Source organism: Neorhizobium sp. T25_13 (assembly GCF_002968675.1).
Classification (GTDB): Bacteria; Pseudomonadota; Alphaproteobacteria; order Rhizobiales; family Rhizobiaceae; genus Neorhizobium; species Neorhizobium tomejilense.
This window is the reverse complement of sequence record NZ_PVBI01000003.1, coordinates 397,512-416,763: the sequence shown is the minus strand read 5'-3', so window position 1 is coordinate 416,763 and position 19,252 is coordinate 397,512. Positions and strand designations below refer to the sequence as shown.

Genomic DNA, 19,252 nt, shown 5'->3' with positions numbered 1-19,252 from the left:
TTGTTTCAATGATCAAGAGTTCTTTTTTTCGCGCCGTGATGGTGGCCGCGGGGATGTTGACGGCATTGATGGCCGCGACCCCGGCCAACGCTGTCGTCGAGATCAACATCAACAAGGGCAATATTCAGCCGCTGCCGATCGCGGTGACGGATTTCCTGTCGAACAACGATCTCGGTGCCCAGATTTCCCAGGTGATTGCCGCAGACCTGCAGCGCTCCGGGCTTTTCGCGCCGATCAACAAAAGCGCCTTCATCGAAAAGATCGCCGATCCCAACAAGGCACCGCGCTTCGAGGACTGGAAGGTCATCAACGCGCAGGCGCTGGTGACGGGCCGTATCACCCGCGAAGGCGATGGGCGCCTGCGCGCCGAGTTCCGGCTGTGGGATACGTTTGCCGGCAGCCAGATGACCGGCCAGCAGTTCTTTACCCAGCCGGAAAACTGGCGCCGCGTCGCGCATATCATCGCCGATGCGATCTATAAGCAGATCACCGGCGAGAACGGCTATTTCGACACCCGCGTCGTGTTCGTTTCCGAAAGCGGGCCGAAGACCGCCCGCCAGCGCCAACTGGCGATCATGGACCAGGACGGCTTCAACGTCCGCATGCTGACCAACACCAAGGATATCGTGCTGACGCCGCGCTTCTCGCCGAGCCGGCAGGAAGTCACCTACATGTCGTTCGAGGGCAACCAGCCGCGGGTCTACCTGCTGCAACTGGAGACCGGGCAGCGCGAAGTGGTGGGCAATTTCCCGGGCATGACGTTCTCGCCGCGGTTCTCGCCGGACGGCCAGAAGGTGATCATGAGCCTTCAGCAGGAAGGCAATTCCAACATCTATACGATGGACCTGCGCTCGCGCACCACGACGCGGCTTACCTCGACGGCTGCGATCGATACCTCGCCCTCCTATGCACCGGATGGCGGGCGCATCGCCTTTGAAAGCGACCGCGGCGGACGTCCGCAGATCTACGTGATGAATGCCGATGGTTCGGGCCAGACCCGCATCTCGTTCGGTGACGGGTCCTATTCGACGCCGGTCTGGTCGCCGCGCGGCGATCTGATCGCCTTCACAAAACAGTCGGGCGGCAAGTTCTCGATCGGGGTGATGAAGCCCGACGGCTCCGGCGAGCGCATCCTGACGAGCGGTTTCCACAACGAAGGTCCGACCTGGGCGCCGAACGGCCGCGTGCTGATGTTCTTCCGCCAGAATGCCGGCGCCGGCGGCCCGCAGCTCTATTCCATCGACCTGACCGGCTACAACGAGCTTCAGGTCAAGACGCCTTCCTACGGTTCGGATCCGGCCTGGTCGCCGCTGCTCGAATAGGGCGGCTTGATGAAAGAGGCGGATTTCCGCCTCTTTCCCGCCCCAATCTGCTGAAAATGAACGAAAAGGGACATCGGGAATATTTTGTTAACCATAAGAATTTGATCATGGTTAACCCAACCCGGTTAGAATCTGGAAACTCTGAAATACTGATCAAGGAGAGACCGGCCATGAGCCGCATCGATACTTCGGCGATGAGCCGCATGCAGATCCTCGCCCGCAATCCTGCCGTTATCGCCCTGACTGTGGCGCTTGCACTGGCCGGCTGCGCCAACAAGAAGAACCTGCCGAACAATGCCGGCGAGCTCGGCCTCAACGGCGCCGGCGCCGCAACGCCCGGTTCGACCCAGGATTTCACCGTCAATGTCGGCGACCGCATCTTCTTCGACACCGATAGCACCTCGATCCGTGCCGACGCCCAGCAGACGCTCGACCGTCAGGCGCAGTGGCTGGCGCGTTATCCGAACTACGCGATCACCGTCGAAGGCCATGCCGACGAACGCGGCACGCGCGAATACAATCTGGCGCTCGGCGCCCGCCGCGCTGCCGCCACCAAGGAATATCTCGCCTCGCGCGGCGTTCCGGCGAATCGCTTGAAGACCATCTCCTACGGCAAGGAACGCCCGGTTGCCGTCTGCGACGATATCTCCTGCTGGTCGCAGAACCGTCGCGCCGTCACCGTTCTCGGCGGCGCTGGTATGTGATCCGAGCCACAGGCTCGATATAAAAGGCGGTCTTCGGGCCGCCTTTTTGTTTTTTCCATAGTTTAGCCCTGTTTTCCGGGATTTTTGACCGGGAGCTCGGTTGCTTTTTGCCGGCAGTTGGAAAAATCTCCTCTCGCGCCAATCCGGCGCAGACTAAAGAGCAGGACGGACAAAGATGAAGAAACTTGTCTTGGCAGCGATGCTGGGGCTGATGGCGACGAGCGCCCCGGCTGGGGCTTTGTCGCTGCCGAAACTCTTCCAGGGCAGCAATCAGCCTGCTGCAGAACAGCCGCGGGAAACCACTCCGCCCCCGGTCATTCTGGCGCAGAGCAATGATGCCGTCCGTATCCAGCAGCTCCAGGAAGAGGTCCGGCAGTTGAACGGCCGGATCGAGGAAATGAGTTTTCAGCTGCTGCAGATGCAGGAGCAGCTGCGCAAGACGCAGGAAGACAACGAATTCCGCTTCCAGGACCTGGAAAAGAAGAAGCGCACCGAAGTGGACGACGCGACCGGGAAACCGGCCGTGGCGTCCAACCGCGCTCCCGCCGCCCAGCCCCCGTTGCCGCAGACGACCGCTCCTGCCCAGTCCTCCGACGATGTCGCACGGATCATCGAATCGCCGTCCGGTCAGGGCGTCGGCGGGGCAACCGCACCCGGCCGCGCGCCGCCTCCGACGACGCTCGGTTCGATGGATCTCGACCAGAATGGCAATCCGCGTGGCGCAAGCCGCAACGACCGGGCCAACAACGCCGCCGGGCTTCCGGGCGTCGAGACCGGCCCGCAGACGACCGGCAGGACGCCGGCACCGACGGGCAGAACCGATCCGCAGCAGACCGCGTCGCTCGGCAGCGAGAACGATGCCTATCAGACCGCCTACAACCATGTGCTGGCCGGCGACTACCCACTCGCCGAGAAGGAATTCAACGGTTATCTGGCCGCCTTTCCAAAGGGCGCCAAGGTGGCGGATGCGAGCTTCTGGCTCGGCGAATCGCAGTATTCCCAAGGGAAATACAACGACGCCGCCAAGACCTTCCTCAACGCGCACCAGACCTACGGCAAGTCGCCCAAGGCGCCGGAAATGCTGCTGAAGCTCGGCATGTCGCTTGCCGCACTCGACAATACCGACACGGCCTGCGCAACCCTCAAGGAAGTCACCCGGCGTTATCCGAGCGCGCCCAAGGCCGTACTTGCCAAGGTGGGCAGCGAACAGAAGCGCCTGGCCTGCTGATCCGCGGCGTCGTTTTCTGGTGACCGCGGGCCCGAAGATCCTGTCGCCCGAACAGGCGGCCGAACGGCTGACCGCCGATCTCGCCAGACCAGCGCGCCTTCTCGTGGCGATTTCCGGGGGCAGCGATTCCTGCGGACTTCTGGTCGCCCTTTCGAAAACCAATTCCCCCGGCTCCGGCCTGTCGCTTTTCGCGGCCACGATCGATCATGGGCTGAGACCCGGATCGGCGGACGAGGCGCATGCCGTGGCAGTCCTTTGCGGCCGGCTCGGCATTCCGCATTTCATCCGCCGGTGGGAGGGCGAGAAACCGCGGACCGGCATTTCCGCGGCGGCCCGCGAGGCGCGCTACCGGCTGCTGGTCGAAATCGCCGACGCGGTCGATGCGACGGCAATCGTTACCGGCCACACGCTCGACGACCAGGCCGAAACGATCGCCATGCGCGCCGCGCGCGGCGAGGGCGATGAAAATTCCGGACTTGCCGGCATGGCCCATGCAGTGCTCCTCGATCGCCGCCGGTGGCTGCTGCGGCCGTTCCTTGAGACGCGCCGGTCCGACATCCGTGACTTCCTGACCGGGGAAGGGCAGGGCTGGATCGACGATCCCAGCAATCTCGATCCGCACTACGAGCGGGTGCGGGTCCGCGGACAGCTGGCGCAGAAGGATGGGTTCGACGCCGCCGCCCAGGCAATGGCCGCCGCGCGGCGGACGGCGCTTTCCGACGAGGCGGCGCGGCTTGTGCGGGAGCATGTGACGGTCCGCCAAGGCGTTCTGGCGCATCTTGCCCCGGCGGGCCTGCAGGAGGACGAGGCGTCACGCCGTCATGCGCTGTCGTTCCTCGCCGCGGTGCTCGGGGGCAGGGCGCATGCGCTCGGCAGCGACAGCATGGACCGGGTCATGGCCTTTCTCGACGGTGGCCAGCCTGGACGGATCACCGCCGGCCGGGTGATCTTCGACCGGCGCCGCGACGGGCTTTATCTCGTCCGCGAAAACCGCGGCATACTGCCGCTGCACCTTCCTGCGGGCGATACGGCGATCTGGGACGGTCGCTACCGCATCACGAACACCGGCCCGCACGAGATCATCATCGGCCCGACCGCTCCGGATCGCGATGAAGCATTGGCGCTGTTTCCCGGCGTGCCGCCCGCGATCGCCATGCGCGCCGCGGCAGCGATGCCTTTCATCGAGGCTAACGCACCCCTTTCGGCGGAGGATCGCGAAAACAAAGGCGTGACCGAACGAAGTATCGTCCGCCCCGTGCTTGCGCCTTTCGACCGTTTTTTGCCGCAGTTCGAGCTTAGATTTGGCATTGAGTTAGCGGTTTTGCTCGGATGCGACGGTTTTCCCCGGCTGCCAGTTAAGGATTCCTGGCGGAAAAGGTAGGCGGTGGCTCCTGTTCGCCTTGGCAAGGACTTGCCGCAACCCTATGTTATGCGGCAAGCAAGGCGGCCGGCTCAAGAAGCTGGCCGTCGCAGTCCGGGGAGTTCAATGAACCCAAACTTTCGTAATATCGCCCTCTGGGTCATCATAGCCCTCCTGCTGGTCGCGTTGTTCAGCATGTTCCAGACGGCGCCATCGCAGACCAGCTCGCGTGAGGTCCCATATTCGCAGTTCCTGCGAGATGTGGATTCGGGGCGAGTGCGGGATGTCGTCGTCACAGGCAACCGGGTGCTCGGCACCTACACCGAAAACGGATCGGGATTTCAGACCTATTCGCCCGTCATCGACGATTCTCTGATGGATCGGCTGCAGGCAAAGAACGTCACCATCGTCGCACGTCCGGAAACGGATGGATCCTCGGGTTTCCTCAGCTATCTCGGCACGCTGCTGCCGATGCTGCTCATCCTCGGCGTCTGGCTGTTCTTCATGCGGCAGATGCAGGGCGGTTCGCGCGGCGCGATGGGTTTTGGCAAATCCAAGGCCAAGCTTCTGACCGAAGCGCATGGGCGGGTGACGTTTGAAGACGTTGCCGGTGTCGACGAAGCCAAGCAGGATCTCGAAGAAATCGTCGAGTTCCTCCGCGATCCGCAGAAATTCCAGCGCCTCGGCGGTCGTATTCCGCGCGGCGTGCTGCTTGTCGGCCCTCCGGGTACTGGTAAGACGCTGCTCGCCCGTGCGATCGCCGGCGAAGCCAACGTGCCCTTCTTCACCATTTCGGGTTCCGACTTCGTCGAAATGTTCGTCGGCGTCGGTGCAAGCCGCGTGCGCGACATGTTCGAGCAGGCAAAGAAGAACGCACCCTGCATCATCTTCATCGACGAAATCGACGCTGTTGGCCGCCATCGTGGCGCTGGCTTGGGCGGCGGTAACGACGAACGCGAGCAGACCCTCAACCAGCTCCTCGTCGAGATGGACGGTTTCGAAGCCAATGAAGGCATCATCCTGATCGCCGCGACCAACCGTCCGGACGTTCTCGACCCGGCGCTCTTGCGTCCCGGCCGTTTCGACCGCCAGGTCGTCGTGCCGAACCCGGATATCGTCGGCCGCGAGCGCATCCTCAAGGTCCATGCCCGCAACGTGCCGCTGGCTCCGAATGTCGACCTCAAGGTCTTGGCCCGCGGTACGCCCGGCTTCTCCGGCGCGGACCTCATGAACCTCGTCAACGAAGCAGCCCTGATGGCCGCGCGCCGCAACAAGCGCATGGTCACCATGAGCGAATTCGAAGACGCCAAGGACAAGATCATGATGGGCGCCGAGCGCCGCTCGTCTGCCATGACGGAAGCGGAAAAGAAGCTCACCGCCTATCACGAAGCCGGCCACGCCACGACCGCGATCAACGTGCCTGTCGCAGATCCTCTGCATAAGGCGACGATCATTCCGCGCGGCCGCGCGCTTGGCATGGTCATGCAGTTGCCTGAAGGCGACCGCTACTCGATGAGCTACAAGTGGATGGTCTCGCGCCTGGTCATCATGATGGGCGGCCGCGTCGCCGAGGAACTGACCTTCGGCAAGGAAAACATCACCTCTGGCGCATCCTCGGACATCGAGCAGGCGACGAAACTTGCCCGCGCGATGGTCACCCAGTGGGGCTTTTCCGACATGCTCGGCCAAGTCGCCTATGGCGAGAACCAGCAGGAAGTCTTCCTCGGCCATTCCGTCTCGCAATCGAAGAACGTCTCGGAATCGACTGCCCAGAAGATCGACACCGAGGTTCGCCGCCTGATCGACGAAGCCTATACCGAGGCGCGCCGCATTCTCACGGAGAAGCACGACGACTTCGTCGCGATTGCCGAAGGCCTGCTCGAATACGAGACGCTTTCAGGCGAGGAAATCAAGGCGCTGATCAAGGGCCAGAAGCCGTCGCGCGATCTCGGCGACGATGCGCCTCCGACCCGCAGTTCGGCTGTTCCCTCGACTGGCTCCAAGAAGGACGAACCGAAAGGCGGAGAGCCGGAAAGCGGTCTGGAACCGCAGCCGCACTGATCCTTCGCCGACCGAATCCAAAAGCCGCCGCGGAGCAATCCGCGGCGGCTTTTGCTTGGAAGGTTTTGTTATGAGTAACGGGATATAATCGATTTTGATGCTAATTTATGTGCTTGTGCCGTTAAACTATGGCATGAGCCAAGCTTCAGGCCGGTTTTACCGTCTAACATGCTGCGGGTTCGATCCCTGCAAGGACCGCGACGTTCAGGCGCGATGACGAAGGAGCTTATATGACACGCCGCTATTTTGGCACCGATGGCATTCGCGGACAGTCCAACATCCATCCGATGACGCCGGATCTCGCGATGCGCGTCGGCATCGCCGTCGGCACGATCTTCCGCAACGGCAATCATCGCCACCGGGTGGTGATCGGCAAGGATACGCGTCTCTCCGGCTACATGCTGGAAAACGCCATGGTGGCGGGTTTCACCGCGGCCGGTCTCGACGTCTTCCTGCTCGGGCCGATCCCGACGCCGGCCGTCGCCATGCTCACCCGGTCGCTGCGCGCCGATGTCGGCGTGATGATCTCCGCCTCGCACAATCCTTACGAAGATAACGGCATCAAGCTGTTCGGTCCCGACGGCTACAAGCTCTCCGACGAGCTGGAGATGCGCATCGAGGACCTGCTCGACAGCGACCTGCACTCCCAGCTCGCCAAGTCCGGCGATATCGGCCGGGCAAAGCGTGTCGAGGGCGACATCTACCGCTATATCGAACATGTAAAGCGTACGCTGCCGCGCGACGTTACCCTGCACGGACTGCGCGTCGCGATCGATTGCGCCAATGGCGCGGCCTACAAGGTAGCTCCGCTGGCGCTCTGGGAGCTCGGCGCCGAGGTGGTGACGATCGGCAACGAACCGAACGGCACGAACATCAATCTCGACTGCGGCTCGACCAGCCCGGAAGCGCTGCAGCGGAAGGTGCATGAAGTGCGTGCCGATATCGGCATCGCGCTCGACGGCGACGCCGATCGGGTGATCATCGTCGACGAGCGCGGCGAGATCGTCGACGGCGACCAGCTGATGGCGGTGATTGCCGAGAGCTGGGCCGAGGACCAGAAGCTGAAAGGCGGCGGCATCGTCGCGACCGTGATGTCCAATCTCGGCCTGGAACGTTTCCTCAACGACAAGGGTCTCGATCTGGCACGCACCAAGGTCGGCGACCGCTATGTCGTCGAGCATATGCGCACACATGATTTCAACGTCGGCGGCGAACAGTCCGGCCATATCGTACTCTCCGATTTCGGCACGACCGGTGACGGCCTCGTCGCCGGCCTGCAGGTCCTGGCGCGGGCGAAGCGCCTTGGCCGGCCGGTCAGCGAGATCTGCCGCCGTTTCGATCCCGTTCCGCAGCTTCTGAAGAATGTCCGTTTCCAGGGCGGCAAGCCGCTCGAGGACCAGATCGTCCGTCAGGCGATCGCCGACGCGGAAGCCGAGCTTGCCGCCAAGGGCCGCCTGGTGATCCGCCCGTCCGGCACAGAGCCGCTGATCCGGGTGATGGCGGAAGGCGACGACCGGGGACAGATCGAGCGCATCGTCGATGGATTGGTCGGCGTCATCGCCAACGTCCGCAACGCAGCCTGACGGCGCAAGCCCTCCAAGCCCAATGAAAAAGGCCACCCGCGGTTTTCGCGGGTGGCCTTTATTTTTGCTGCGAGTTCCGGATGGCCGGATCGCCGTTCTTGTCGTCTCAGAACTCTTCCCAATCCTGCTTTGCGGCAGCGGCATTGCCCTGGAATGACTGCGCGACTTTGGCAACCATTTTGCGGGCCGGCGAGGCCGCCGGGCGGCTGCTGCCGGATGCGAGCGCGGGCGAGCCGCGATGCGAGGACGTTCCCGTTGCGGCGCCGCCGCCGATATGGAATTGCGACAGGAGCTGGAACAGGCCTTCCGCGTCGCGGGCAAGACTGTGTGCCGCTGCGGTGGTTTCCTCGACCATGGCCGCGTTCTGCTGCGTCCCCTGATCCATGGTATTGACCGAGGTGTTGATCTCCTTGAGGCCGGTCGACTGTTCCTTCGAGGCTTCCACAATAGCCTCGACATTGCCGTTGACCTGCTGAACCTGGATGACGATCTCCTGCAGGGCCTTGCCGGTCTCCCCGACCAGCGCCACGCCGCTCTTCACATGGTCGTTGGAGGTGTGGATCAGTTCCTTGATCTCTTTTGCCGCCTTGGCGGAACGCTGGGCCAGTTCCCGCACTTCCTGTGCCACCACCGCGAAGCCCTTGCCGGCCTCGCCGGCACGGGCAGCCTCGACACCGGCGTTGAGCGCAAGCAGATTGGTCTGAAAAGCGATTTCGTCGATGACGCCGATGATGTTGCCGATCTCGACGGCAGATGAATCGATCTTGCCCATCGCCTCGACGGCATCACGGACGACCCGGCCGGAACGCTCGGCATTTTCCTTGGTCATGCGCACCAGATTGCCAGCCTCCTGAGCGCGGTTGCTGGAGTCGGAAACCGTCGTGGTGATCTCTTCCAGGGCCGCTGCGGTTTCTTCGACGGAGGCCGCCTGCTGTTCGGTGCGTTTAGCGAGGTCGTCGGAGGCCGAGCGGATTTCCTGGGCACCGGCGGCGATCGCACTCGCATTCGCGGCAACCTTTTGCATCGCTTCGCGAAGTTTCGCCACCGCGGCGTTATAGTCGGCCCTCAACTGGTCGAGCGAGGGAGTGAAGGGTGTGTTGATCTCCCGGGTCAGATCGCCGTTTGCCAGGGCCTGCAGAGCGTCGGCGAGCTGGCGGACCGCCTGGCTCGTCTGTTCTGCGAGCGCACTGCGCTCGGTCGCTTCCTGCTCCAGCCTGTGGCGCTCTCCAACGGTCCGCTTCGCCTCGGCATCCGCTTCGCGTTCCGCCTTGATAGAGATGGCCTCCCGAAGGGCCGCCGCGGCGCGGGCCAGCATGCCGATCTCGTCGCCGCGCGCCTCGATCGTTCGGTCGCCTTCGAGGTTGCCCGCAGCCATGGCTTTCAGCGATTGCTGCAGCTTGGAGAGCGGTCCGATGATCGAGCGGGCGGTCAGGAAGGCCGCAATGATCGAAAGCAGCGCAGCGATGCCGAGGGCGGCCAGCGCAAGATTTCTAAAGCCGCTCGCCGCATTGCGGACATCGCCGCCGATCGTTTTGTTGAGCGCTTCCTGGTAGTCGATGAATTTGTTGATTGCGCCAAGCCAGGAGACGAAGAGCGGACGGGCCTGTTCCAGCAGGATCTTGCGGGCCGCGTCGCCATCGCCTTTTTCCTGCAGCGAAATGATCTGGCCGACCAGCGGGTTGGTCTTCGACTGGATGTCGGCGATCTCGGCCAATATCGTCTTTTCGCGATCCGTTGCACCGGAAGGGGCGCCGACCATTTCCGCCATGCGCTTTTCGTTTTCCGCATAGGATGCCGCGAGCTTGCCGATAAGCGCTTCCGCTTCCTTGCGCTCGGCCTCGGACGTGACGAGCGTCACGTCGCGGATCGCGATCGCCCGGTCGTGCACGCTGCCGCGATAGTTGATGGCATAACGCTGCTTGACGCTGTTGACGTCGTTTACGGTTGCCAGGTCGTTGTCGATCGTCTTGACCTGGCTGGTGGAATAGAAAGTCAGGCCGATCATCAGGAGAAGCAAAAAGCCGAACCCGACAGCCAGTCGGAATGCTATGCCGAATGCCTTGACATTGCTCATGGACAGTTCTCTCTTTTGCGGCGCCTTGCGCCGCAGCTACACGCGGTCAATCTTCTCCGGAAAAGCACTCGCGCAATCCCATCGCAGTAGTTCGCCGACTGGAGTTGCTTGTTTGGCGCAAAAGATATTTGCGGATTGACCGTATCGGCAATCTAAGCATCGAGTTCAGAATGCGCTCGGCGCTCAGGCGTACTCCACCAGTCCTTCGGCACTATCGATTCCCCGGTATTCCCCCCTTCGGAATGTGCTAAAAATAGCTATCTATGGTTTATAAAGAATTAATTGTTTATCTAAGCTTAAATTACCAATTGCTAACTATTTTGTACTGAAGCAGGTGAGATCAATAGTTCGGTGAGGCGCCGTGGATATCGCCGGCCGCGCCTGGCGGGGAAAAGAACGGAATCCGTCCGGTGCGAGTGCCTTCCTGCAAGTCTCGGGCGCGCCGTTACTTGTAGAATTGCCTGTGATTTAGGAAAACGCGCGGTAAACGAGCATGGTTAAGCGAGACTTAACCTTTGTCGATCATCATCCACGGCGGATCAACCCGTTGGCTGCCCGCTTTGCATGCCATACGCGATACGAGCTTTGGAGATGAACCCATGAAAAAGTTGCTGGCCAGCGCTTTTGCGCTGACACTGACGGTGAGTGCCGCCAATTCCGCCGATCTCTACCAGCCGCAGCCGGAGCCTTATCAGGATGCGCCCGAAGTGACCGTTCAGGAGGCTACCGGCTGGTACCTTCGCGGCGACGTCGGCTATTCTTTCAAGAAGTCGCGCGGCACCGAATTCTACCAGGGTACCGGCGGACCCGGCGTGGCGCTTGCAGAATTCGGCCGCTCCGACCTGCGTGATGCCTTCACGCTCGGGGGCGGAGTCGGTTACCAGATCAACAGCTACCTGCGCACCGACGTCACCCTCGACTACATGTTCAACAGCAAGTTCCGCGGCTCCACGTCCGGCAGTTGCGGTGTCGCCGCCGCATGTACCTCGACCGACCTGGCCTCGATGCACGCCTATTCGCTTATGGCCAACGCCTATGTCGATCTCGGCACCTATGGCTACTTCACGCCTTACGTCGGTGGCGGTATCGGCGGCACCTATGTCAAGTGGTCGAACCTGCGCAACACGTCCTGCGCCGACAGCGGCGCCGGTTGCGACCCGGAAGTGACGCATGGCGGCGAAAAGAGCTGGCGCTTCACCTATGCGCTCATGGCCGGCGCATCGATCGACGTCACCTGCAACGTCAAGGCCGATGTCGGCTACCGCTTCCGCCATGTCACGGGCGGCGACATGTTCGGTTACTCAACGGGCGGCGGCCCGGGCAAGGACAAGGGTTTCTATTCGCATGAAGCCCGCGTCGGTGCCCGCTACATCTTCGGCGGCTGCGACACGCCGCCGGCCTACGAGCCCCCGCCGCAGCAGATCGTCTACAAGTAATATTACCTCGTCTCCTAGCCAAAGCCGCCTTCGGGCGGCTTTTTGCGTTTGCGGCGACAAAGCTGCGGCAGAAATTTGTCAGTGAGCGACATTACCCGCTTGACTGTGAAAGCGCTCGGGCATAACCACAACGGCGGGACACCCTTCCCCAACGAAGGGCCATCTATCTGGAAGGATAGCCATATGGCAAACGCCGCGAAGCCGGACCTGCGTCCGAACAACACCCATTTTTCTTCTGGCCCTTGCTCGAAGCGCCCCGGTTGGTCGCTCGAAGCGCTTTCCGATGCTCCGCTCGGTCGTTCGCACCGCGCCAAGGTCGGCAAGGCGAAGCTGAAGCAGGCCATCGACCTCACCCGCGAAATTCTGGGCGTGCCGGCGGATTACCGCATCGGCATCGTGCCGGCTTCCGACACCGGCGCCGTCGAAATGGCGCTCTGGTCGCTGCTCGGCGAGCGCGGCGTCGACATGCTGTCCTGGGAAAGCTTTGGAGCCGGCTGGGTCACCGACGTCGTCAAGCAGCTGAAGCTCAAGGACGTTCGCAAGATCGAAGCCGGCTACGGCCTGCTTCCGGACCTTTCCACGGTCGATTTCGACCGCGACGTGGTCTTCACCTGGAATGGCACCACCTCCGGCGTCCGCGTTCCGAACGCCGATTTCATCCCGGCAGACCGCAAGGGCCTGACCATCTGCGACGCCACCTCGGCGGCGTTTGCTCAAGCCATGGACTTTGCCAAGCTCGACGTCGTCACCTTCTCCTGGCAGAAGGTTCTGGGCGGCGAGGGCGGTCACGGCATGCTGATCCTCAGCCCCCGCGCTGTCGAGCGTCTGCAGACATACGTTCCGGCCTGGCCGCTGCCGAAGATTTTTCGCCTGACTTCGGGCGGAAAGCTGATCGAAGGCATCTTCGTCGGCGAGACGATCAACACGCCGTCGATGCTCTGCGTCGAGGACTATATCGATGCGCTCAACTGGGCAAAGTCGGTCGGCAGCCTTGAAGGCCTGATCGCCCGTGCCGATGCCAATGCCAAGGTCATCCACGATTTCGTGGCCGCCAATGCCTGGATTGACAACCTTGCCGTCGATCCGACGACGCGCTCCAACACCTCCGTCTGCCTCAAGATCGCCGACGCCGATGTCGCCGCGCTCGATACCGACGCGCAGGAAGCCTTTGCCAAGGGCATGGTGTCCATCCTCGAAAAGGAAGGCGTCGCGCTCGACATCGGTGCCTATCGCGATGCGCCGTCCGGCCTTCGCATCTGGGCGGGCGCCACGATCGAAGAAGCCGACATGAAGGCTCTGATGCCCTGGCTCACCTACGCTTTCGAAACGCAGAAGGCTGCGCTTTCCAAGGCCGCCGCGTAAAGCAAGTCGCGTATCGGCTCCGCTGACGAAGCGGAGCCCATTCCCTCATTCACGACAGAAACTTTTTCAGGAGGCCCACTGATGGCACCTCGCGTTCTCGTATCCGACGAATTGTCGGAAACCGCCGTCCAGATCTTTCGCGATCGCGGCGTCGAAGTCGATTTCCAGCCGAAGCTCGGCAAGGACAAGGAAAAGCTTGCCGAGATCATCGGCAACTATGACGGTCTTGCGATCCGTTCCGCCACAAAGGCGACCGAAAAGCTGATCGCCGCCGCGACCAACCTCAAGGTCATCGGCCGCGCCGGCATCGGCGTCGACAATGTCGATATCCCGGCCGCCTCGCGCCGCGGCATCATCGTCATGAACACGCCGTTCGGCAACTCGATCACCACGGCCGAACACGCCATCGCCCTGATGTTCGCCGTCGCCCGCCAGCTTCCGGCAGCCGACGCCTCGACCCAGGCCGGCAAGTGGGAAAAGTCGCGCTTCATGGGCGTCGAGATCACCGGCAAGATTCTCGGCGTCATCGGCGCCGGCAATATCGGCGGCATCGTCTGCAAGAAGGCGATCGGCATCGGCATGCATGTTCTCGCCTATGACCCCTTCCTCTCGGCCGAGCGCGCCGAGGAAATGGGCGTCACCAAGGTCGAGCTCGACGAGCTTCTGGCCCAGGCCGACTTCATCACCCTGCACGTGCCGATGACCGACAAGACCCGCGGCATCCTCGGCAAGGAAGCGCTGGCCAAGACCAAGCCCGGCGTTCGCATCATCAACTGCGCCCGTGGCGGCCTCGTCGACGAGGCAGCGCTTGCCGAAGCCATCAAGTCCGGCCACGTCGCCGGCGCCGGCTTCGACGTGTTCGAAGTCGAACCCGCCACTGAAAGCCCGCTCTTCGGCCTCGAAAACGTCGTCTGCACCCCGCATCTCGGAGCATCGACCACCGAAGCGCAGGAAAACGTAGCACTTCAGGTCGCCGAGCAGATGTCGGACTACCTGATCAAGGGCGCCGTCTCGAACGCCATCAACATGCCGTCGATCACCGCGGAAGAAGCGCCGCGCCTGAAGCCGTTCATTCGTCTGGCGGACGTGCTCGGCGCCTTTGTCGGCCAGGTCACCGAGGACGCGATCAAGGAAATCGAGATCCTCTATGACGGCTCGACCGCCGGCATGAACACCAAGGCGCTGACGAGCGCGCTGCTCGCCGGCCTCATCCGTAGCCAGGTCTCCGACGTCAACATGGTTTCGGCACCGATCATGATCAAGGAAAAGGGCATCATCCTTTCCGAAGCCAAGCGCGACAAGTCGGGCGTCTTCGACGGCTATATCAAGCTTACCGTCACCACCGACACGATGACCCGCTCGGTTGCCGGCACCGTCTTCTCCGACGGCAAGCCGCGCTTCATCCAGATCAAGGGCATCAACCTCGATGCGGATGTCGGCGCCAACATGGTCTACATCGCCAATACCGACGTTCCCGGCATGATCGGCTTCATCGGTACGACGCTCGGCAATGCCGGCGTCAACATCGCCAACTTCCACCTCGGCCGCGACAGGGAAGGCGGCGACGCGATCGCTCTCCTTTACGTCGATGGTCCGGTTCCGGCCGACGTGCTGGCGAAGCTGACCGCCAATCCGGCAGTCCGCCAGGCCAAGCCGCTGGCGTTCAACGTCGACTGAGACCTTCTCCTAACGAGATCAGAAAAGGCCCGGCGCGTCCTGCGTCGGGCCTTTTCGTTTTATCATCACCGACACCAATCAGGCAAAACTTGTCATCAATGGTTGTATTTTGAGCGCTTGGCTCTCGTTTCAAACTCCGTTATCTACTTCGACGGGAAAAAATGAGGATGGGCCTAAAATCCAGATGGCCGCCTCTCTATATAAACGGGAATACCGCGCTTGAGCGGTTTATGAGGAGAAAACGATGTTATCCAACCTTCGGCGTTTCAAGAACCTGTTCGCGATCATGGCGATCGGAATGGCGGTTTCCTTGACCGCCGTGGACATGGCTGAGGCGCGCCGCGCCAGCGGTGGCTTCGGCAGCCGCGGCACGCGCACATTCTCGGCTCCGGCGACCACCAACACCGCGCCCACGGCGCCGACCGGCATCAACCGGTCGATGACGCCCAATACGCAGCAGAACGCCACGACGCCGCAGAACGGCCTTGGCCAGCAGGCGGCGCAGCAGCCCCGTCGCGGCCTCTTCGGTGGCATGTTCGGCGGCCTGCTCGGCGGTCTCGCTCTCGGCGGCCTGATCGGCATGTTCATGGGCACCGGTTTCGGTGGCATGGCCGGCATGCTCGGCATGTTGCTGCAGATCGCTTTGATCGGCGGTCTCGCCATGCTGGCTTTCCGTTGGTTCGCGCGCCGTCAGCAGACGGCAGGCGGCCCGACAGGCGGGGCGAATGCAGGCGGGGTGAATACGGGCTTTGGCCAGCCGCGCAACGCCTATGAGGCGCCGAGCCAGAACACCTCGTCCTTCCAGATTCCGAAGATCGGATCGCTGGGCGGCGGCGGTGGTCAGGGCGGTTTCGGAGGCGGTTCCAATGCCGCTCCGCGCCAGGCCGGACCGGAGACCGACGAGATCGGCATCACCAACCGCGACCTCGACCAGTTCGAGAAGCTGCTGACCAACGTCCAGTCTGCCTATGGCGAGGAAGACTATGCCAAGCTTCGCAGCCTCACGACGCCGGAAGCAATGTCCTACCTGGCCGAGGAACTCGGCGAGAACGCCACAAACGGCGTCAAGAACGAGGTAAAGGACGTCAAGCTGCTGCAGGGCGACCTGGCGGAAGCCTGGCGCGAAAACGGCCAGGACTACGCGACCGTCGCGATGCGTTACTCCAGCGTCGACTACATGAAGGACCGCACTACCGGCGCAGTCGCCGAAGGCGATCCGAACGCGGTGACCGAAACCGTCGAAGTCTGGACCTTCGTGCGCAAGCCTGCCACGGACTGGAAGCTTTCCGCGATCCAGGCTGCCGCCTAACTTCGAAGCAGCGCGATGGTCTTTTCATCGCGCTCGCCGTCAAAGAACAGTTCAAGGGCTCGCTCGAAAGGCGAGCCCTTTTTGCTGACGGCCTCGAACAGCGTCATAGAACTCTTGAACTTGATGTCGTCCGGCGAACCGAGGATGGCGTGCGCCGAAAGGTCCGAATGGGAGAGCATCGCCACGGTGCATTCGGTAAGCCGGGGCCCGAGTAGGGGGTGTTTGAGATAGGCTGTCGCCTCTGCTTTCGAGCCGATCGCGAAGCGCTGGGACATGATCGAGAAACCAAGGCCCTCCACCTGCGGAAAGATGTACCACATCCAGTGGGAGCGTTTTTTGCCATCGCGGAGTTCGCCGATGACGCGCGCATAGACCGGCGCTTGCGCGTCGACAAAGCGCATGAGGTCGAATTGCATTGTCTTTCCGTCCCTATCGCCCTGTTGCCACAAATCACCCCGCGGCCAGAAGACTCCCAAATCATGAAATTTTTGCGGCCGCTCTTTCCGATGCTGCATCGCACCCTAGCTGAGGGGGCATGGAACGCTTCATCCAGGAATTCCGCAATGATACGGCCTGGCTGCCGGACTGGCTCGTCAGCTGCGGTGTCATGGCCGTCGCATTTCTGATCGGCCTCGCAATCCAGCGCTTCGGATTTCGCTTTCTGACGCGGCTGGTCGAGAATAGGGACCTGTTCTGGCGGTCGCTGGTGTCGCGTACGCGGCGGCCGATGCGGCTGGCGATCCTCACCTGGACGCTCTCGCTCGGCGCGACCATCGCTCCTCTCAGTGCCGGGCAGGGGGACGTGATACGTCACCTGCTGCTGCTCGGCTTCATCGTCGTCGTCGGCTGGATGGCTAAGATCGCCCTGCATGTGTGGATGATCGTCTATCTGCGCCGCTTCAAGCTGGACGCGGAAGACAACCTGCTCGCCCGCACGCATGTTACCCAATCGCGGATCGCCGAACGGATCGCGAGCGTCATGATCGTGGCGATCACCATCGCCGCGATGCTGATGACCTTCCCGGCGGTGCAGCAATATGGGGTCAGCCTGCTCGCCTCCGCCGGCGTGGCGGGCGTCGTGCTCGGCCTTGCGCTGCAGCCGGTGTTGAAGAACCTCTTCGCCGGCATACAGCTTGCGATCACCCAGCCGATCCGCATCGACGACGCGCTGATCGTCGAGGGCGAATGGGGCAATGTCGAGGAGATCACCTCGACCTATGTGGTGGTGAAGCTGTGGGACTGGCGGCGGATGATCCTGCCGCTCAGCTATTTCATCGAGAAGCCGTTCCAGAACTGGACGCGCGACAGTTCGGAGCTGATCGGCACGGTGATGATCTATCTCGACTACTCGGTTCCGGTGAATGCGGTCCGTCGCAAGGTCGAGGAGATTGCCGCAACCTCAACGCTCTGGGACAAGCGGGTGGTGGCCGTGCAGGTGACGGATTTCAGGGAGAACGTCATGGAGATCCGCATCCTCGTCTCGGCCTCCAATGCCCCGCGAACCTTCGACCTCAGATGCGAGGTGCGCGAAAAGATCATCGACTTCATCCAGCGCGAATATCCGGCAAGCCTGCCGCGGGTGCGGGCGGAAGGTGCGGCCAGCGGCGTCAGGACGGCCGCCGGCAAGGTCGTACGGCATGGGGTGCTGCAGTCTTGAAGCCCGGCCTCTTCGCGGCTGAGGCCTTGTCCGTTCCTGCACGCGCCGCGCCTGCGATTCGCGCTCCTCCTTGCGCAGGCCGCAAATCCTTTCTATATCCGGCAAGAATTGCCTCCGACGGCCGATCCCGCCGCAGGCCCTGAACATGTCGCCCTCCCATCATGGACCGGCGCTTGAGAGACCGAGAGAGTTACTCGTGAATACGCTGGATTTTGACAAGAGGCCGGAAGACACACGTGTTGTCGTTGCCATGTCGGGGGGAGTGGATTCCTCCGTCGTCGCAGGTCTGCTCAAACGCCAGGGTTATGACGTGCTCGGCATCACGCTGCAGCTTTACGACCATGGCGCGGCCGTCCACCGCGCCGGCTCGTGCTGTGCCGGCCAGGACATCGACGATGCGCGGCGTGTTTCCGAAACGCTCGGCATTCCCCATTACGTGCTCGACTACGAAAAGCGTTTTCGCGAGACGGTGATCAACCCGTTTGCGGAAGCCTATGCGATGGGCGAAACGCCGATCCCCTGCGTTGCCTGCAACCAGACGGTCAAGTTCGCCGATCTGCTGGCGACCGCCAAGGACCTCGGCGCCGATGCGCTGGCGACTGGCCACTATATCCGCTCCTCCGCCAATCCGTCGCCGGGCAACCCGAACCGCCGCGCGCTGTTTCGCCCGATCGACAGCGATCGCGACCAGAGCTGGTTCCTGTTTGCAACGACCCAGGAGCAGATCGACTACCTGCGCTTCCCGCTCGGCGGCATGTCGAAGGCGCAGGTGCGCGAGTTGGCGCAAGAGATGGGCCTCGTGGTCGCCAAGAAGGCCGACAGCCAGGATATCTGTTTCGTGCCGCAGGGCAAATACGCCGACATCATCAACAAGGTTAAGCCGAACGCGGCACTCGCCGGCGATATCGTGCATATGGACGGGCGCGTGCTCGGCCGCCACGAGGGCATCGTGCATTATACGATCGGCCAGCGCCGCGGTATCGGCATCGCTACCGGCGAGCCGCTCTACGTCGTTTATCTCGATGCCCGCTCGCGCCGGGTGATCGTCGGGCCGAAGGAAGCGCTCGATACCCACCGCGTCTACCTGCGCGACGTCAACTGGATCGGCGATAGTGCGCTGGGCGAGGATGCGAAGGGCGGGTTCGCCTGTTTCGCCAAGGTGCGCTCGACACGCCCGCCGACGCCGGCGGTCCTCCATTCCGACGAACACGGCGTCTACGTGGATCTGGCGATCGGCGAGGCCGGTGTCGCGCCAGGCCAGGCGTGTGTGCTCTATTCGGCCGAAGGTGCGGATGCGCGCGTCTATGGCGGCGGTTTCATCGAGCGTTCGGAACGCGCAGCCGAGGCCGAAATCGCTCTGAAGGCCCTGCTTTCGACGCCGGTCGCGGCCTGAAACCGGCACTTGCCGGGGCTGACGAAATTGCCGCCGGTTTTTGCCCAAACCCTGCTTGACACTTTGGTGACGGGGGACTTATAAGC

14 protein-coding genes are annotated in these 19,252 nt (G+C 62.5%); 12 read left to right on the top strand and 2 right to left on the bottom strand.

All coding sequences use genetic code 11. The features are described from left to right. Positions 1–8: 8 nt before the first annotated feature. The 6 genes from tolB (at position 9) to glmM (ending at position 8,258) form a co-directional block, all read left to right on the top strand. On the top strand, positions 9–1,322 hold the full coding sequence (tolB, locus tag C5J22_RS09110) for a Tol-Pal system beta propeller repeat protein TolB (RefSeq protein WP_038544862.1): 1,314 nt from the start codon (positions 9–11) through the stop codon (positions 1,320–1,322). A gap of 170 nt (positions 1,323–1,492) precedes the next feature. After that, positions 1,493–2,026: a peptidoglycan-associated lipoprotein Pal gene (gene pal, locus C5J22_RS09105; protein ID WP_046666774.1), complete on the top strand. Its 534-nt coding sequence runs from the start codon at positions 1,493–1,495 to the stop codon at positions 2,024–2,026. Between the two features lie 175 nt (positions 2,027–2,201). Then, the gene (ybgF, locus tag C5J22_RS09100) at positions 2,202–3,254 is read left to right on the top strand and encodes a tol-pal system protein YbgF (protein WP_105437966.1); all 1,053 of its coding nucleotides are present in this window, start codon (positions 2,202–2,204) and stop codon (positions 3,252–3,254) included. Between the two features lie 19 nt (positions 3,255–3,273). Continuing rightward, the gene (gene tilS, locus C5J22_RS09095) at positions 3,274–4,635 is read left to right on the top strand and encodes a tRNA lysidine(34) synthetase TilS (RefSeq protein ID WP_245440330.1); all 1,362 of its coding nucleotides are present in this window, start codon (positions 3,274–3,276) and stop codon (positions 4,633–4,635) included. Between the two features lie 105 nt (positions 4,636–4,740). Continuing rightward, positions 4,741–6,675: an ATP-dependent zinc metalloprotease FtsH gene (gene ftsH, locus C5J22_RS09090; RefSeq protein ID WP_105400253.1), complete on the top strand. Its 1,935-nt coding sequence runs from the start codon at positions 4,741–4,743 to the stop codon at positions 6,673–6,675. A 230-nt stretch (positions 6,676–6,905) separates the two neighbouring features. Next, on the top strand, positions 6,906–8,258 hold the full coding sequence (gene glmM / locus C5J22_RS09085; protein WP_105437965.1) for a phosphoglucosamine mutase: 1,353 nt from the start codon (positions 6,906–6,908) through the stop codon (positions 8,256–8,258). A gap of 106 nt (positions 8,259–8,364) precedes the next feature. Here the strand turns inward: glmM and C5J22_RS09080 are convergent, their stop codons facing one another. Then, positions 8,365–10,332, bottom strand: coding sequence for a methyl-accepting chemotaxis protein (locus tag C5J22_RS09080; RefSeq protein ID WP_105437964.1), 1,968 nt, complete (start codon positions 10,330–10,332; stop codon positions 8,365–8,367). A gap of 599 nt (positions 10,333–10,931) precedes the next feature. Here C5J22_RS09080 and C5J22_RS09075 point away from each other — a divergent pair. The 4 genes from C5J22_RS09075 to C5J22_RS09060 all read left to right on the top strand — a co-directional run bounded on the left by C5J22_RS09075 (position 10,932) and on the right by C5J22_RS09060 (position 16,116). Next, positions 10,932–11,768 carry an outer membrane protein gene (locus C5J22_RS09075; RefSeq protein WP_105437963.1) on the top strand — a complete coding sequence of 279 codons (837 nt, stop codon included), beginning with the start codon at positions 10,932–10,934 and terminating at the stop codon, positions 11,766–11,768. 183 nt (positions 11,769–11,951) lie between these two features. Beyond that, positions 11,952–13,130 (top strand): phosphoserine transaminase, encoded by a 1,179-nt coding sequence (locus C5J22_RS09070; RefSeq protein WP_105437962.1) that lies wholly within the window; start codon positions 11,952–11,954, stop codon positions 13,128–13,130. Positions 13,131–13,211: 81 nt separating this feature from the next. Beyond that, a complete protein-coding gene (gene serA, locus C5J22_RS09065) occupies positions 13,212–14,807 on the top strand; it encodes a phosphoglycerate dehydrogenase (RefSeq protein WP_105414653.1) in 1,596 nt (531 codons plus the stop codon). A gap of 244 nt (positions 14,808–15,051) precedes the next feature. After that, complete coding sequence (locus C5J22_RS09060) at positions 15,052–16,116, top strand: Tim44 domain-containing protein (protein WP_105437961.1); 1,065 nt, start codon at positions 15,052–15,054, stop codon at positions 16,114–16,116. Here the strand turns inward: C5J22_RS09060 and C5J22_RS09055 are convergent. Then, positions 16,113–16,532 (bottom strand): DUF1810 domain-containing protein, encoded by a 420-nt coding sequence (locus C5J22_RS09055; protein WP_105437960.1) that lies wholly within the window; start codon positions 16,530–16,532, stop codon positions 16,113–16,115. The genes C5J22_RS09060 and C5J22_RS09055 overlap by 4 nt on opposite strands. 119 nt (positions 16,533–16,651) lie before the next feature. Between C5J22_RS09055 and C5J22_RS09050 the strand changes: the two genes are divergently transcribed. Both C5J22_RS09050 and mnmA read left to right on the top strand, forming a co-directional pair. Next, positions 16,652–17,773 (top strand): mechanosensitive ion channel family protein, encoded by a 1,122-nt coding sequence (locus C5J22_RS09050; RefSeq protein ID WP_105437959.1) that lies wholly within the window; start codon positions 16,652–16,654, stop codon positions 17,771–17,773. 196 nt (positions 17,774–17,969) lie between these two features. Then, complete coding sequence (gene mnmA / locus C5J22_RS09045) at positions 17,970–19,166, top strand: tRNA 2-thiouridine(34) synthase MnmA (protein WP_105437958.1); 1,197 nt, start codon at positions 17,970–17,972, stop codon at positions 19,164–19,166. Positions 19,167–19,252: the final 86 nt, after the last annotated feature.